The following is a 15028-nucleotide window of genomic DNA, read 5'->3' on the forward strand; positions in this document are numbered from 1 at the left end:
TCATACTCCTTTTCTACATATGGACTGAATTTTGTCGCTTGTTCATTTTGAATCCCTTACTAGTTTTTAATAGCTTGTTCATATAAATGCATAGGAAAGTGATTATGCATAACCCAATAAGCCATAAGATTGCGTAATAATAATCTACTGAAGGGTTAGATAATTGATTTGCAAACTCACCAGATAAGACGGAGGTGACATCTACAAAAAGTAGAGGTTGCAAAAACGAAACTTCACCAAAAATATTTGATAAAAGAGCGGGTAATAAAAATACTCCTGTACCAACAACGAGGTTAATAAATGCATGGTCAAATATCATATTTAGTAGAACCGACAATAGTAAGATGAAAATAGTTACTAGAAACAACAATCCTATCACGAATAAGATGTATTCGATGGTAGATATAGCTGTATAAGTACCATTACGATAAATAATAACTGGATAATTAAGGTGACCAATCCCGCTGTACCAAGTAGAAACGATTCCCCCGATGAAAACACCCACTATAAGGGATAACGTTAAATAGATCGAATGAGTTGTAAGTTTTGAAAGAATCTTTGTGAAAGTAGAAACGGGAATACCGTTCATTACGGTTTTATGTCTATTTTCATAAGAAATAATTTCACTGCCACTAAATAATATGATAATTGTGAATAACAACCCGCTTAGAGTTTTTAGTGCATTTACTAAGAAATTACTTGCTGTAGAACTGTCTTGTGTAAGGGGTAAGGAATGTTCTTGAATATACAAAAGGCGTTCTTCTTCAGATTTTATTTGATCTTCTTTCATAATAAATCGTTCACTCATCCCAGCATGGTTAAGCTCTTGTACATGACGCTGCTCTTCAACTAAAGCAAGTCCTTCTTCGATATAGAGTTCACGATCATTATTAAGGTAATACGCTTGCATATTCACATGTGAAAGTTGATTTAGAAGACTATCTTGTACAGCTTCTTCTTGCTCTGTTAACGTTTCTTCCAAATTTGCCATTCTGTCTAATTGGGCGTTTAGGGATGCTGCTTCCATTTCTTTTTGTTCTGCTAGAGTTTGCTCTGTTTCATTTAATTGTTGAATATAAAATAATGGAAAAATTAATATCATTAAAAACATAATCATTAGGTGTTTTTTATTTTTTACTATTAGTTTTAGCTCAAATGAAATAAAACGTCTAAACATAGCAGTTCCTTCTCCTTTCTAGTAGAATCTTTGTTTAGGTACTAGTTTGGATGTCACCCAAAGAATGAGCTCAACTGCTAAAATAGTAATACATAGTACCACAAGGGCTTTTGAATAAGTAACGCCGTCTATATTTAATAAATAGTTCATTTCACTTGAAGCTATTTTTCCTACTTCAAAATAAATTTGAGGGAAAGAACTAATATCAAACCCGAATAAAGTTTCGCGATCACGAGAGTATATAAAGGTTCCTGACATTAATAAAGTAGTATTTACCATTAGTACAGCCCATGGATTTTTGAAAATTAAACTTAAGATAATATTCAATCGAATAAAAATATATGCGATGATTGGAATTAAAGATAAGCCCTTCAAGAGAACATGGAATAAAGACAGATAATCGTAATGAGCAATGTTAACTTGTTCAAGGGGCTCTTTAAAAGGTAGGAGCAACTCTAAGTGCCCAAATCCGTTCAACAGAGAATTTATTACAATAAAGAAAAGGAAGCTACCCCCAAGAATACATAGAGTATAGAGCAAACCAACTAGACTCTTTATATTAAGAGTCGAATACCACGTGAGTGGAAGCCCTTGTAAAAGGGTTTTGTGTTCTTTGTCACGCGTAAGTGTGTCATTGTTAAAATAAATGACACTAAAGAATAAGAGGTAGATCGTTAACTGACTGATCAATTGTTGCATTTGTTGAATTGTACTTTTCTGCTCTACCATTTCCATCGTAATCGTGTGATCTTGGTCTAGGTAGCTTTGAAAGCGTAATAATGTTTGATTATATAAGTGAAGTCGATCTTTTCCTGGAAATGGTTCTCCTGCGAATAAGTCACTTTGAATATACTCTTCTTCTCCAAATTGATCTAAATAATAGAGCCGGTGGTGAAGATACCTTCTAATATTATCTTTTTGATAAGCTGTTATTTGTCTATTATGTATGTCTAGGTAAAACTCTTGGCTCGCATAGTGAGGACCACTCATCACACCAGTTCCTGTATATCCTTGGTCACGGCGATAATCCTGTAATGCTTCAATGTCTTCTAACTCTTGAGTTACTTCCTCAACAGAAAAGGACTCCTCATGGTCTTGGTTTGGTAGTAAAATGAATATGTACAAAGAAAGTAATAGTAGAAGAAATCCAATAAATATATTATTTTTTTTACTAAAAAAGGTTAGTTTGAATTCATGGCTCAATAGAGTACGAAACATACATGCTCTCCCTAAATAATCTTAATATTTTTAATTTTCCTATTATCTTATACCACCAAATATTAGAAGTAAAGAAAAGAATTTAGTTTGTCGAAATATATTTTTTTGAAAAGAATGGAAAGGTAGGAGAAGGATTTTGTTTTATATTTACATATTACGTTGTAAAGATAACTCCTTGTATACAGGATATACAAATGATGTAAAATCGCGTTTTAATAAACATCAATTGGGGAAAGCCTCTAAATATACACGTGCCAAGCTTCCGGTGGAACTTGTTTACGTGGAAATATTTGAAACCAAATCCGAAGCAATGAAAAGAGAGGTTGAAATTAAAAAGTTTGCAAAAGGAGAAAAAGAATCTTTAATACAACTTTCAAGTCAATTCGTACACACATACTTAGAATAACTTAGAAAATGAAAGGGGAGTAAGATGTGGGAGCAGTTGAAAGTTTTTTATCTGAAATAGTAGGGTTAGGTAATACAATTTTCTGGGATTATTTATTAGTTTACTTACTTATTTTCACTGGGATTTACTTCACTTTTAGAACGAAATTTATTCAGTTTAAGCTATTTCCGGAAATGTTTAAAGTTATTGGAGAAGAAGCAGTAGAGCAAAGCGGAAGAAGAGGTACTAATGCTTTTCAGGCTTTTAGTATTAGTATTGCTTCTCGAGTTGGTACTGGAAACTTAGCAGGTGTTGCTTTAGCTGTAGCAATTGGTGGCCCAGGGGCAGTATTTTGGATGTGGGTTATTGCTTTAATTGGTATGGCAACTGCCTTTATAGAAAGTACGTTAGCTCAGTTATACAAAGTTCCTGATAAAGATGGGTTCCGTGGAGGACCTGCTTATTATATTGAACGTGCTTTAGGTCAACGTTGGATGGCAATTTTATTTTCTATTTTAATCACAATTACGTTTGGTCTAATATTTAATGCGGTACAAGCTAACACAATTACAATGGCTGTTGAAGAGGCATTTGCCATTGATCGTGTTTGGTCAGGTTTAGCATTAGTCGTGCTTGCAGGAATTGTAATCTTCGGTGGAATCAAAAGAATTGCAGTAGTTTCAGGTACAATCGTTCCAATTATGGCTGCAATTTATATTTTAATCTCTTTATATGTTGTAGTGACAAACATTGGCGAAGTGCCAGGTATATTTATGTTAATCATTCAACATGCCTTTGGGTTAGAACAAGTTGTTGGTGGGGGAATTGGTGCTGCGTTAATGCAAGGTATTAAACGAGGTCTGTTCTCTAACGAAGCGGGTATGGGTTCTGCTCCCAATGCCGCAGCAACAGCTGGTGTAAGTCACCCGGCAAAACAAGGACTTGTCCAGTCACTAGCAGTATTTGTTGATACTATAATTATTTGTAGCTTTACAGCATTTACAATTATGCTGTTTGATAACTACATGGATATGACGGAAGATGGAATTCAATTAACCCAGGTTGCATTGAGTTCTCACATTGGTGAATGGGCATCGATCTTCTTAGCGATTACGATATTCTTATTCGCGTTTAGTTCGATTATTGGTAACTATTACTATGGTGAATCTAATATTGCGTTTATGAACAATTCAGTTGTATTAAAGAACATTTTCCGTTTCGTTGTATTAGGAATGGTAATGTTTGGTTCCATTGCTTCCATTGATATTGTATGGAACATGGCTGATCTATTTATGGCAATGATGGCAACCGTCAACTTAATTGCTATCTTGTTACTAGGTAATATTGCATTCGCTCTACTGAAAGACTATGTGAAGCAGAAGAAGCAGGGTGTTGACCCAACATTCAAAGCATCTAGCTTACCTTGGTTGAAAAATGTAGAATGGTGGCAAGATGATCAAGTAATTAGGAAAGACAAAAAGGATAAATAAGAAAAAACAGTTGATGGAATATCCATCAACTGTTTTTTTTGTACCTTTATTCAAGTGTAAATTCTCCTAAAACCCAACCTTCTTCTTCATATCCTTCTTTACCAACCCATGATACAAGAGCGTAATCACCAGCTGGGAGTTGGTCGAGTAACCATTTTCCATCTACCTCTAAGTTATTTTGTCCCTCAGGGAGGTTATCGAATAACTCAAGTACAGCAACAGGAGCTAAGTCAGCTGTGTAAACTACAAGATCTACGTAGTCAACATCTTTATTTAAATTTAACTCCACTTGAAATACACCATCTTCAGTGAGTGTAAAGCTTCCTGAATCCAATAGATCTTCGATATCAAAAACCTCATATGGGTCTTGAACAAACAAGATAGTTGGAACTTCAATTACTTCGTCTCCATGAGTTAATGTAATAAGCCCTTCGTAGTAACCAGGCTCGAGTTTTCCAGCATCTACTTGAACGTTCATATTAACTTTTTGAGATCCGTTTCCTTTTACATTTAAGTTTTTACTTGTATTCACTTTAATGTGATTTTCACCGTCAAAGAATTCAACATCCATATTAAATCGTTTACGTTCATTTGATAAGTTTTCAATTTCAAAGTGTTGACGTTCCACTTGCTTACCATTCTCTTTTTCAAAAGTTCCGAATGAATAAGATCCTGGATTTACTAAAGTTTCTGTTGTTAAGGCATCAACTACACGAATGCTACCTGCCCCTTGAGCGTTGAATGGGTACGTATTTCCATCACGATCTGAAATGGATTCTGCAGTATTCATAAGTGCTGATTTAACGCGCTGTGGTTCCCAGTCAGGGTTTTGTTCTAGTAATAATGCTGCAGCTCCTGCTACATGTGGTGCTGCCATGCTAGTTCCTTGTAAAGAAGCATAAGCATGTCCACCTGTTGCATGATTCGGAATCGTACTAACAATTGCTACACCTGGCGCAGATACGTCTGGTTTAATCATCCACGTTTCAGTAACTGGTCCTCTTGAAGAGAAATCAGCAATTGTTTCTTCTACTAAAGTTGGTTCATTTAAAGAGAAAGTGATTTCGTTCTCTCCATTTTCTAATGCACTTACCAACTCTTGTCCTTGCGCTAGAGACATCTTAAATGTTGGAACGGCCATACCTGGTACGTCAGGTTGAGTACCTTCTACATTGTTATAAATAATTGCCCCGACTGCACCTGCAGCTTGAGCATTCTCTGCTTTTTCAACAAATGGATATTCTCCTCTTTGAATTAAAGCAACCTTGCCATCTACATCAACATTTGCAAAGTCTTCTGCACTGCCTAAGCCAACATGTTCATATTCATATGTTTGACCATTTAGTGCATTTAGAGCTTCTTCAGATGGGAAGCCCATTACATTTACGCCACTATACGTTTCTCCATTACTAAGTGTTAGGTTACCGTCAAATACAAAGTGAGGTAATTGTGTTGCACCGACTGAAATGGCATCACGGCTAGTACCTGGAGCTCCGATTGTCCACTCATCTGGACCAGCGTTACCATTTGCTCCAACAGCAACTACCCCTTCTGCTGTAGCCCAGTCAAGCGCAATGGATGTTGCGAAATCAGGATCATTAGAAGTATTACCTAACGACAAGTTCATTACATCTGCTCCATCAAGAACAGCTTGCTCAATCCCTGCTAGAACTGCGTTGGTTGAACCACTTCCACCAGGCCCTAACACACGGTATGCTAATAAGTCAGCATTTGGTGCAACCCCTTTAATTAGTCCATTTGCAGCGATTGTTCCAGCAACATGTGATCCGTGAGTGGTTGAATCGCCTCTTGGATCTCCTTCAGGTGTCTCTTGAGGATCTTCATCAAAATCTACAAAATCATAACCTTTATAATCTCCAAAAGCGTGTTCTAAGTCTGGATGAGTGTAGTCTACACCAGTATCAATAACTGCTACTGTAACACCTTCTCCAGTTACGCCTAAGTCTTCCCAAACTTGTTGAGCACCAATATATGGTGCACTATCCATCATGTTTGGTGATACTTCATTATCATCAACAAAGATAGACTCCATTTCAGTTGCAGTGTACTCTTTATCAGGATAAATTGCTTTTACTCCTGAAACAGCAGCAAGTCCTCTTAATTCATCTTGTCTTACTTCGACAGAAAACCCACTAAAAACATAATCGTATTCAAATTGAAAATCACTACTAGGAGCCTTCGTTTCTACTTCATTCATAATCTGTTCTCGCTTCGATTGAAGATCTCCTTGTGATTGGCTTTGTCCAGTATGTTTAGCTTCAACTAAGGAAGGGGACTCTAATTCAACAATCACTGAAACGATTTCGCTAGAATCATAGTTGTATTCCCCTTCAATTGTTGCTAAACGTTGAAGATCACCGCTTGATTGTTGCGAGAAGCCCATTGTTGTAAAGGTGAGCATTACCGCTAATAAAATTAATCCGAACTTAGTAAATTTCTTTTTCAAAATAAATTCCCTCCAATTATGTTTTTAATAACGTACAGCTTTCCCCCTTTTTGTTCACTATTTAAAAATACATGTACTACCCTTATATTTCGGTATAAGAAGTAGTTATCCCTTGAGATAAAAGTACCAATTTTCAGAAAAAAAAGTATAAACGTTAGTAATCTTGATATGTAAAGGTAGGAGCCGGTTCGATTTCATTATTCGACGATATAAAACATAAATTTATTAAACTTTTGGAGGAGTTCATTTATCCTATAAGTTGTAAAACATAAAAAAACTTCCTTACGAAGAAATGTAAGGAAGGGTTTAAATCTCTATTTCTTTTTCTGCCCAATGTTGAATAGCTGCTAAAGCAGGTTGAAGAGTATATCCTTTTTCGGTTAAAGAATATTCTATTCTTACAGGAGTTTCATCATAGACTTTTCTTTTTACGATTTTTTCTTTTTCTAAGTCCTTTAATCTTTCAGACAACAACCTACCACTAATTCCTATATTCGATTCTATTTCACAGAAGCGCTGGGAACCTTCTAATAATTGAAAAATAATCAGAGCGGACCAACGCTTATTTATAATGGATAAAGCTTTTTCAAATTTTGGGCAAATAGAATGATCTGTCATAAGCATTCACCTCTTTCATATAGTATAACGAAAAAGTTAAAGTATGAAAAGATATTTACTTACTTGACATTATTTAATTACTATTATATAGTTACTTACATAAAGTAAGTATATAAAAAAAGAGGAGGAATTTTATTATGACACAAGTAAATTTAGACAAAGTACACAGCGGGGTTAATTTCCAGGTAAAGCACATGATGGTTTCAAAAGCGAAGGGTGAATTTCAAGATTTTGATATAAACTTTGAAGGTGACCCTAAGAACCTTGAAAATGCGAGTGTAAAAGCAGTTATTCAAGTCGATTCGATTGAAACAAATAATGAAGATCGTAATGGACATTTAAAGTCAGAGGACTTCTTTAACGCTGAACAATATCCAACGATTACTTTTGATAGTAAGTCTATTAAAAAGGTAAGCGAATCTGAATATGAAGTAACTGGTGATTTAACAATTAGTGGAAAAACGAATGAAGAGACGTTTTTAGTTGAAGCAAATGGTGTTGCTAAAGATCCAATGAGTGGTAACATGGTTGCTGGGTTCGACGTAGAAGGTAAGGTAAACCGTGAAGATTATGGCCTTACTTGGAATGCCCAATTAGAAACTGGTGGGGTACTAGTAGGTAAAGAAGTTAAAATCAATGCTGCATTTGAATTTGCTATTGAATCATAAACTATAAAAAGTATTGAAAAAGAGTGCCTGAATTATTCCGTTTATGGAGTAATTCAGGCACTTTTTACTATTAAGAAAACTTATTTCGACTATCGCATTCCTTTTTCTTGTAATATTTCTATGAGTAAATCTGGTCGATCAGTGATGATCCCATCCACATCTGCATCGATCATTTCCCTCATCGTTTGCTCATCATTGATTGTCCAGTAATGTATGCCCATACCTCGTCTATGAGCTCCATTAATAATTCGGTCTTCAAAAAAGTTAAAGTACCGATTCTCTTTAGGCAACTGCATCACTTGTCCAGTAGGTTCAAAGAAGTTTCTTGCAAAGAATTTATGAGTCATAACAAAGTTGAAGGCAGTTTCCCGTCCTGAACCAAGTGCTATTTGCCCCTCGGCTCTTTCATTAAACATACGAATTAAATTTTGGTCAAATGAACTCATCATGACATTATCAATCATGTCATATTCAACAATTAATTCCCAAAGTCGATCAACAATTTCTTCATAATACATTTCAGGATTTGTATCTTTCACTTCTAGCATATATTTCATATCAGGAAATTCTTCAAACATTTCTCGAACTGTTGGTTTATATATACCAATATTACGAAAAGAAAACTCGCCCTCTTGGTCTTCAAATGTATATCCAGCATCAAGATTTAAAAATTCTTCTAACGTAAAATCTATTATTGCACCTTCACCATCTGTTGTGCGATCCACTGTAGGGTCATGTAATAGCACGAGCTCACCATCTGCAGTAATGTGGATATCTACTTCTACTATATCTACCCCTAAATCATGAGACATTTGAATCGCTGTCATTGTATTCCCTGGTGCTATTAAATCTCCAGCTCGATGTGAAATGACAAGTGGTCCTTCATTTTCATGTTCGAAAAATTCATGTTGCTCAACCGAAGGCTGGGGTTCAAAATAAAATACCCATGCAATAATAATAGGTACACCAATTGCTAAAAAGAGTGTAAGAAAGCGTCTAAATTCACTATGTTTTTTTCTTTCTAGGTGCATCTGAACCATCCTTATATTCCTCATCTATTTCTATCAATGTTTATCGATACCCTCTATAAAGCTTATTTATAACGCTAATCTGTAATAAATGCAATTCATTTTATGCAAAAATAAGATTTTTCGCTTATAATAGAAACAATTCTTATATGAAAGAGGAGGCCAACAATGAAAGATCAAGTGATTCAATTTTTACATGATAACCGAGATAAACATTTAAAACAATTAGAAGAGTTTTTGAAAATCCCAAGTATTAGTTCTCTATCCGAACATAAAGAAGACGTTCTGAATGCTGCAAAATGGGTAGAACAAGAGTTACACCAAATAGGTTTTGAACAAGCTCGTATCATGGAAACGGAAGGCTTACCAGTTGTGTATGGAGAATACATACAGAACCCGGAGGCTCCAACCGTATTAATTTATGGTCATTATGATGTACAGCCAGTGGACCCTCTACATTTGTGGGAGTCAGAACCATTTGCTCCAGAAATTCGTGATAATAAAATTTTTGCTCGTGGTGCAACCGATGATAAAGGGCAAGTATTTATGCACCTGAAAGTAATGGAAGCAATTTTGAGTATGGAAAAAACTTCTCCTGTTAATTTTAAAGTATTAATCGAAGGAGAGGAAGAAGTCGGTAGTCCTAATCTTCCTGCTTTTGCTCAAAACCATGCTGATCTACTAAAAGCAGATTTAGCAGTAGTATCGGATTCTGCGTTGGTGGAGAAAGGAAAACCTACTATAACATATGGTTTGCGTGGCTTAGCTGGAATTCAAATTGATGTGAAAGGTGCAAATAGCGACCTTCACTCTGGAGAATACGGTGGAGGCGTCATGAATCCGATCCATGCTTTAGTTGAGATCGTTTCTTCTTTCAAGGACAAAGAACAAAAAGTTTTAGTTGATGGATTTTATGATGATATTCCAGAACTTTCTGAAGAAGAGCGAGAAGCTCTAGCTGCGGTTCCATTCGATGAAGAAAAGTTGAAAAACAGTCTAGAAGTACCTAGCTTTAATGGAGAGAAAGGGTACACGTATACGGAACGTACTTCTGCTCGTCCAACTTTAGAGGTAAATGGAATGTTTGGTGGCTTTCAAGGTGAAGGAATTAAGACAGTTCTACCAAATGAAGCAACAGCAAAAATTACATGTCGTTTGGTACCTGACCAAGACCCAGAAAAGATTGTACAAGCACTAACTGATCACGTACATGCTCAAACTCCTAAGGGTGTTACGGTGGAAGTTACTCCATTCGATAAAGGGAAACCATATGTTACCCCGTTTGATCATCCAGTCATTCAAAAAGCAGCGGAAGCATATGAAGCGGTTTATAAGAGTGAAACGGCTTATATTAGAGGTGGAGGATCGATTCCAATCGTAGCTGAATTAGATGAGATTTTAAACATCCCAGTAGTATTAATGGGCTTTGGATTACCAGATGAGAATTTGCATGCTCCAAATGAGCATTTTCATCTAGAAAATTTTGACCAGGGAATGCAAACACTGGTTAACTATTTTTACTTACTAAAAAATTAATAAGACTATATTTGTTGTAATATTAGAAAGGTACGTAATTTCAAGTGAAATTACGTACCTTTTTTGTATGAAGTTAGATTACTTTCCCTTTTTCCTTAGCATCGGCATCTAACCCAGCTCCTATTGCAACCCCAATTCCTATTCCGATTGGTAGACCTAGTGCTATATTATCGAACAAAAGTAGTCCAAACGGTAATCCAATCCCAGTACCGATAGCCATATAAATACTTAAGTAATAACCTTCTGTAACTAAGTTGTGCTGATTTGTTAAATGAGAAGTAAACTCATTAACTTTTTGTTTATGAAGTTTAAAATTAATTTCATTTTTCGATGTGATCTCTTTTTGAATTTGTGCTATATGTACTTCCATTTCTATTAAGTATTCTTTACATTCATCACATTCAACAGCATAGGAAGCCACCTTATCTATGACTTTTTCATATAAATCTAAATCAAGCTTAGATTGGTCCCCCTCATCCATAGAATTTCTGATTTCCGTTAATGCAGTTTTAAGATTTTTAGCTTGATAATTATCCATAAAGGAATCTCCTTTTACCTTGCTTAGTCATTAAGAGAATATCATAAATATAGAAAGCGTGCTAAAAGTATTATAATCGTTAGAATAGATTATCTCTTTAGTAATTTAACACGTTAATTGTTTTACTCAAGTACTTGTTATAATTTTACACCTAAACTAAACTGAAAATTAAGAAAATAAAAGGGGTGGATGACATGAGAAGACGAATAGCAGAGCCTTATAAAATTAAAGCAGTTGAACCTTTGTCGATGTTAAGTTATCAAGAAAGAGAGGAAGCATTGAAAAGTGCCGGGTATAATACATTTTTATTAGATAGCAAAGATGTATACATTGATTTGTTAACCGACAGCGGCACCAGCGCGATGAGCGATAAGCAGTGGGGGTCTCTAATGGTAGGAGATGAAGCGTATGCAGGAAGTAAAAGTTGGTATCGCTTAGAAGAAGCTGTTCGTGAAGTGTATGGTTATAAATATGTACTTCCAACACACCAAGGTAGAGGTGCAGAAAATATTTTATCACAGCTAAAAGTAAAACCAGGAGATTACGTACCAGGAAATATGTACTTTACTACAACTCGTGCCCATCAAGAAATGAATGGTGGAACATTTGTTGATGTCATCATAGATGAAGCCCATGACCCTCAAATAGAAGTCGATTTTAAGGGGAATGTTGATCTAAATAAATTAAAAAGTTTAATTGAAGAAGTTGGCGCACATAATATTCCGTATGTTTGCTTAGCTGTGACAGTGAATATGGCAGGCGGCCAACCTGTAAGCATGAAAAATATGAAAGACGTTTATGAACTTTGTCAGCATCATGGAATTGATGTTATGTATGATGCAACACGTTGTGTGGAAAATGCATATTTTATTAAAGAAAGGGAAAGTGGTTATTCAGAAAAATCCATTAAAATTATTCTGAAAGAGATGTTTTCATACTCTGATGGATGTACGATGAGTGGGAAAAAAGATGCTCTAGTAAATATAGGTGGATTTTTAGCGATGAACGATGAAGATTTGTACACTCGTTCAAGGGAGCTTGTAGTTGTATATGAAGGTATGCCTACTTATGGTGGCATGGCTGGAAGAGACATGGAAGCTATGGCGCAAGGGATCTATGAGTCAGTTGATGATCATTATATTGAACATAGAATTCATCAAGTAAGGTATTTAGGGGACCAATTGCAAGAGGCAGGTGTGCCAATGGTGCGTCCAATAGGTGGGCATGCTATATTCTTAGATGCTAAAGCCTTTTTAAGCCATTTAGACCAATTAGAATTCCCTGCACAGTCACTAGCGGCAGCATTATACTTAGATTCTGGAGTACGAGCAATGGAACGAGGGATTGTTTCTGCTGGAAGAAATAAAGATACTGGTGAGCATAACCAACCAAAGTTAGAAATGATTCGTTTAACTATTCCAAGGAGAGTGTATACAAATAATCATATGGATGTGGTAGCTGATTCCGTAATAGCACTTTATGAAAAAAGAGAAAAGATTAAAGGGCTACAAATGGATTATGAGCCACCGACTTTACGATTTTTCAATGCTCGTTTCTCACCTAAAGAAGTTAGTTTAATTCATAATTAAATTAAAAAACGGTTGGCGTGGGATTGCCAACCGTTTTTTCTACTCTGTGAAAACAGTATTGCTTATTCAAAAAACTCTTCATAGTCGAATTGTTCATAAACATATGGGTTATCTGGTTCCTCAACTACATCAATTGATTCTGGCTCTACTGTCGTTAATTGCCATCCACGATATTCTTCTGTTCCAAGGGTTCCAGTAATTCTTACCCATGTGTCATTCGTTATATCTTGAAATCTTTCATCAGTAGCAATCAATCCAAAAATTCCAGCGTCTGCTGTACAACAAGTGATTCCGAATCTGCCTGCTACTACTTGATTTTCTTTAAAATCCCCTTCACGAAACACAAATCCAATATAAGATACTGTTTTACCTTCAAAAGCGGAAGGATCTTCTTCTAATAGAGAAATCACACCTATATAGTTTTCGTCAGTAATTTCAATATGTTCGGCTTCTCGCAATCTCTGGTCGAGTTCAGGGTACATGACGCTTGGAGTCAAATATTGAAGGCCAGTCTCTTCATAAACGTCATCTTGATCTTCTTGGTTCGTTTGGTTAGTGCTTAGGTTTGCATCTTCATATCCAACCTCTTCACCGGAGCCATGCACATCTTCTGATTGATATTCGTCAAACTCATCATCCGAATGGGCTTCTACCATATCTCCATCTGAGATTTCGCTATCAGAAATCTTTGTATCACTCTCGATTTCTTCCTCATCTTCTGGTACTACCTCTTGAGCATAGATTCCACTTTCAGACGCCTGACGCAATTCATGCTTGAAACCCATAATCTCTGCTTGAGAACTACCTAATGCATGGTTTGAAAATAATAGACCTGAGAATATAGGTATGACAAATAGTCCATAAACAAAGGTGAACTTCTTCTTAGACCCTTTAAAGTCATGGTCATGTGCACAATTACACGCTTCATGGTGATCGTGGTCATGAGCTTTTTCATTGTCTATTCTAAAGAGCTGGATAGTTCCTAAGACTGCCATTACGACAAGTGCAAAATAGAAATATGGCATCATACGGGGAGCAATAAATCTACTAATATCACCAGTTACAATTAATTTAAATAACAATAAGGTAAAGCCAAGTAGAATTACTGCTCTTAAAAATATATGTGCTGATTTACTCAAATGAACTCCTCCTTAATACCAAAATGCTTGAAACAGTAATATTGTCGGGAAAACAATCGCTGTTACAACAGCAATTAGAGTTAGTACAAACTTAGTCTTAAAATAGGCTAACATTAATAATGTGTTCTTTAAATCCATCATTGGTCCGTAAACTAAAAATGCGAGAATCGCTGATGGGGAAAAGATTTGATTCAATGAAGCAGCTACAAATGCATCAGCCTCTGAGCATAACGATAGAAAATAAGCTAGTACCATCATAACTGCTGGTCCCAAAATAGGGTCCATTCCAAAACCTACGAGCAATTCTCGTGGAAGAAATGTTTGGATGAAACTTGCAAACATTGCACCGATTAAAAGAAACTTTCCCATCGTGAAAAATTCATCACTTGCATGGTAGAAGATATCTTTTATTTTTTGCTTCATAGGCAAGTCTTTGCTAGATTCTGAAGTTATTGCTCCGAACTCAGATCGAAGTGGATTCAATCGATTACGGAAAAGCATGTAAATTACTAAGCCGACCAACATAGCAATGAGAAAAGCGAGTCCCATTCTTCCCCAAACAATAACCATATTGGTTTGAAAAGCATAAAAAGTCGACAGGAAGACTATTGGATTCAAAATCGGTGCTGAAACCAAAATTACCATTGCGACATGAAGCTTCATTCCTTTTTGAATCAATCTTCTCACGATTGGTACAATCGCACATTCACAAATAGGAAAGATAGCTCCAGCAATTACTGCAGGAAGCAAGGCTCCAATTGGGTTTTTAGGTATGTACTTCTTAATTGTTTCATCTGAAACGAATACTTGAATGATGGACGACACAAATACCCCAAGTAAAACAAAAGGTATAGCTTCTAAAAAAATACTTAAGAAAATCGTATTAAAATCGAGAACGCGAGATGAAATAGTTAACCGTTCATCTAAGTTGATGAATTCAGCAAATAGAAAAACGAAAACTATGAGGAAAAGTAGGGCGTAGATCGCTCCTTCTCTAAAAAAACGCTTCATTATGTATGTATTCCCCTTTAATTTGGCCATTGTTCATAAATTATTATCTTATAGAAAGGATGTAAATGTAAATACAGTTTGATATTTGTTATGTAACTGTAACAATGAACAAAATCACGTTTGAATTTTCAAAATTGACTGTCATTAATGGGGTTCTTTATAAT

Annotated in this window: 13 protein-coding genes; 5 read left to right on the forward strand and 8 right to left on the reverse strand. The window is 35.7% G+C overall.

From position 1 onward, the window contains the following. Nucleotides 1-13: 13 nt before the first annotated feature. The gene (locus G532_RS0100410; RefSeq protein WP_027962992.1) at nucleotides 14-1177 is read right to left on the reverse strand and encodes an ABC transporter permease subunit; all 1164 of its coding nucleotides are present in this window, start codon (nucleotides 1175-1177) and stop codon (nucleotides 14-16) included. An 18-nt stretch (nucleotides 1178-1195) separates the two neighbouring features. Beyond that, nucleotides 1196-2395, reverse strand: coding sequence for a hypothetical protein (locus tag G532_RS0100415; RefSeq protein ID WP_027962993.1), 1200 nt, complete (start codon nucleotides 2393-2395; stop codon nucleotides 1196-1198). 136 nt (nucleotides 2396-2531) lie between these two features. Between G532_RS0100415 and G532_RS14495 the strand changes: the two genes are divergently transcribed. Both G532_RS14495 and G532_RS0100425 read left to right on the forward strand, forming a co-directional pair. After that, complete coding sequence (locus G532_RS14495) at nucleotides 2532-2801, forward strand: GIY-YIG nuclease family protein (RefSeq protein WP_035512336.1); 270 nt, start codon at nucleotides 2532-2534, stop codon at nucleotides 2799-2801. A 26-nt stretch (nucleotides 2802-2827) separates the two neighbouring features. After that, entirely contained in the window at nucleotides 2828-4270 is a 1443-nt protein-coding gene (locus G532_RS0100425) for an alanine/glycine:cation symporter family protein (RefSeq protein WP_027962994.1), read from the forward strand. Between the two features lie 46 nt (nucleotides 4271-4316). On the opposite strand, the gene G532_RS0100430 is transcribed toward G532_RS0100425, so the two are convergent. Further along, complete coding sequence (locus G532_RS0100430) at nucleotides 4317-6737, reverse strand: S8 family serine peptidase (RefSeq protein ID WP_027962995.1); 2421 nt, start codon at nucleotides 6735-6737, stop codon at nucleotides 4317-4319. A 306-nt stretch (nucleotides 6738-7043) separates the two neighbouring features. After that, nucleotides 7044-7355 carry a winged helix-turn-helix transcriptional regulator gene (locus G532_RS0100435; RefSeq protein WP_027962996.1) on the reverse strand — a complete coding sequence of 104 codons (312 nt, stop codon included), beginning with the start codon at nucleotides 7353-7355 and terminating at the stop codon, nucleotides 7044-7046. A gap of 137 nt (nucleotides 7356-7492) precedes the next feature. On the opposite strand from G532_RS0100435, the gene G532_RS0100440 reads away from it, so the two are divergent. Beyond that, nucleotides 7493-8023, forward strand: a complete 531-nt coding sequence (locus tag G532_RS0100440) for a YceI family protein (protein WP_027962997.1) — start codon at nucleotides 7493-7495, stop codon at nucleotides 8021-8023. 89 nt (nucleotides 8024-8112) lie between these two features. On the opposite strand, the gene G532_RS0100445 is transcribed toward G532_RS0100440, so the two are convergent. Further along, complete coding sequence (locus G532_RS0100445) at nucleotides 8113-9054, reverse strand: glycerophosphodiester phosphodiesterase family protein (RefSeq protein WP_169513886.1); 942 nt, start codon at nucleotides 9052-9054, stop codon at nucleotides 8113-8115. A 165-nt stretch (nucleotides 9055-9219) separates the two neighbouring features. Between G532_RS0100445 and G532_RS0100450 the strand changes: the two genes are divergently transcribed. Then, nucleotides 9220-10587 (forward strand): dipeptidase, encoded by a 1368-nt coding sequence (locus tag G532_RS0100450; RefSeq protein ID WP_027962999.1) that lies wholly within the window; start codon nucleotides 9220-9222, stop codon nucleotides 10585-10587. A gap of 73 nt (nucleotides 10588-10660) precedes the next feature. On the opposite strand, the gene G532_RS16220 is transcribed toward G532_RS0100450, so the two are convergent. After that, nucleotides 10661-11125, reverse strand: a complete 465-nt coding sequence (locus G532_RS16220) for a hypothetical protein (RefSeq protein ID WP_027963000.1) — start codon at nucleotides 11123-11125, stop codon at nucleotides 10661-10663. Nucleotides 11126-11319: 194 nt separating this feature from the next. On the opposite strand from G532_RS16220, the gene G532_RS0100460 reads away from it, so the two are divergent. Beyond that, nucleotides 11320-12714 carry a tyrosine phenol-lyase gene (locus G532_RS0100460; RefSeq protein ID WP_027963001.1) on the forward strand — a complete coding sequence of 465 codons (1395 nt, stop codon included), beginning with the start codon at nucleotides 11320-11322 and terminating at the stop codon, nucleotides 12712-12714. Between the two features lie 62 nt (nucleotides 12715-12776). Here G532_RS0100460 and G532_RS0100465 read toward each other — a convergent pair whose 3' ends face one another. Together G532_RS0100465 and G532_RS0100470 are read right to left on the reverse strand one after the other, a co-directional pair. Beyond that, nucleotides 12777-13853: a TIGR03943 family putative permease subunit gene (locus G532_RS0100465; RefSeq protein WP_027963002.1), complete on the reverse strand. Its 1077-nt coding sequence runs from the start codon at nucleotides 13851-13853 to the stop codon at nucleotides 12777-12779. Between the two features lie 12 nt (nucleotides 13854-13865). After that, the gene (locus tag G532_RS0100470) at nucleotides 13866-14864 is read right to left on the reverse strand and encodes a permease (protein WP_027963003.1); all 999 of its coding nucleotides are present in this window, start codon (nucleotides 14862-14864) and stop codon (nucleotides 13866-13868) included. Between the last annotated feature and the right edge of the window lie 164 nt (nucleotides 14865-15028).

Origin of the sequence: Halalkalibacillus halophilus DSM 18494 (assembly GCF_000423105.1) — a bacterium.
In the GTDB taxonomy this organism is placed as follows: domain Bacteria; phylum Bacillota; class Bacilli; order Bacillales; family Alkalibacillaceae; genus Halalkalibacillus; species Halalkalibacillus halophilus.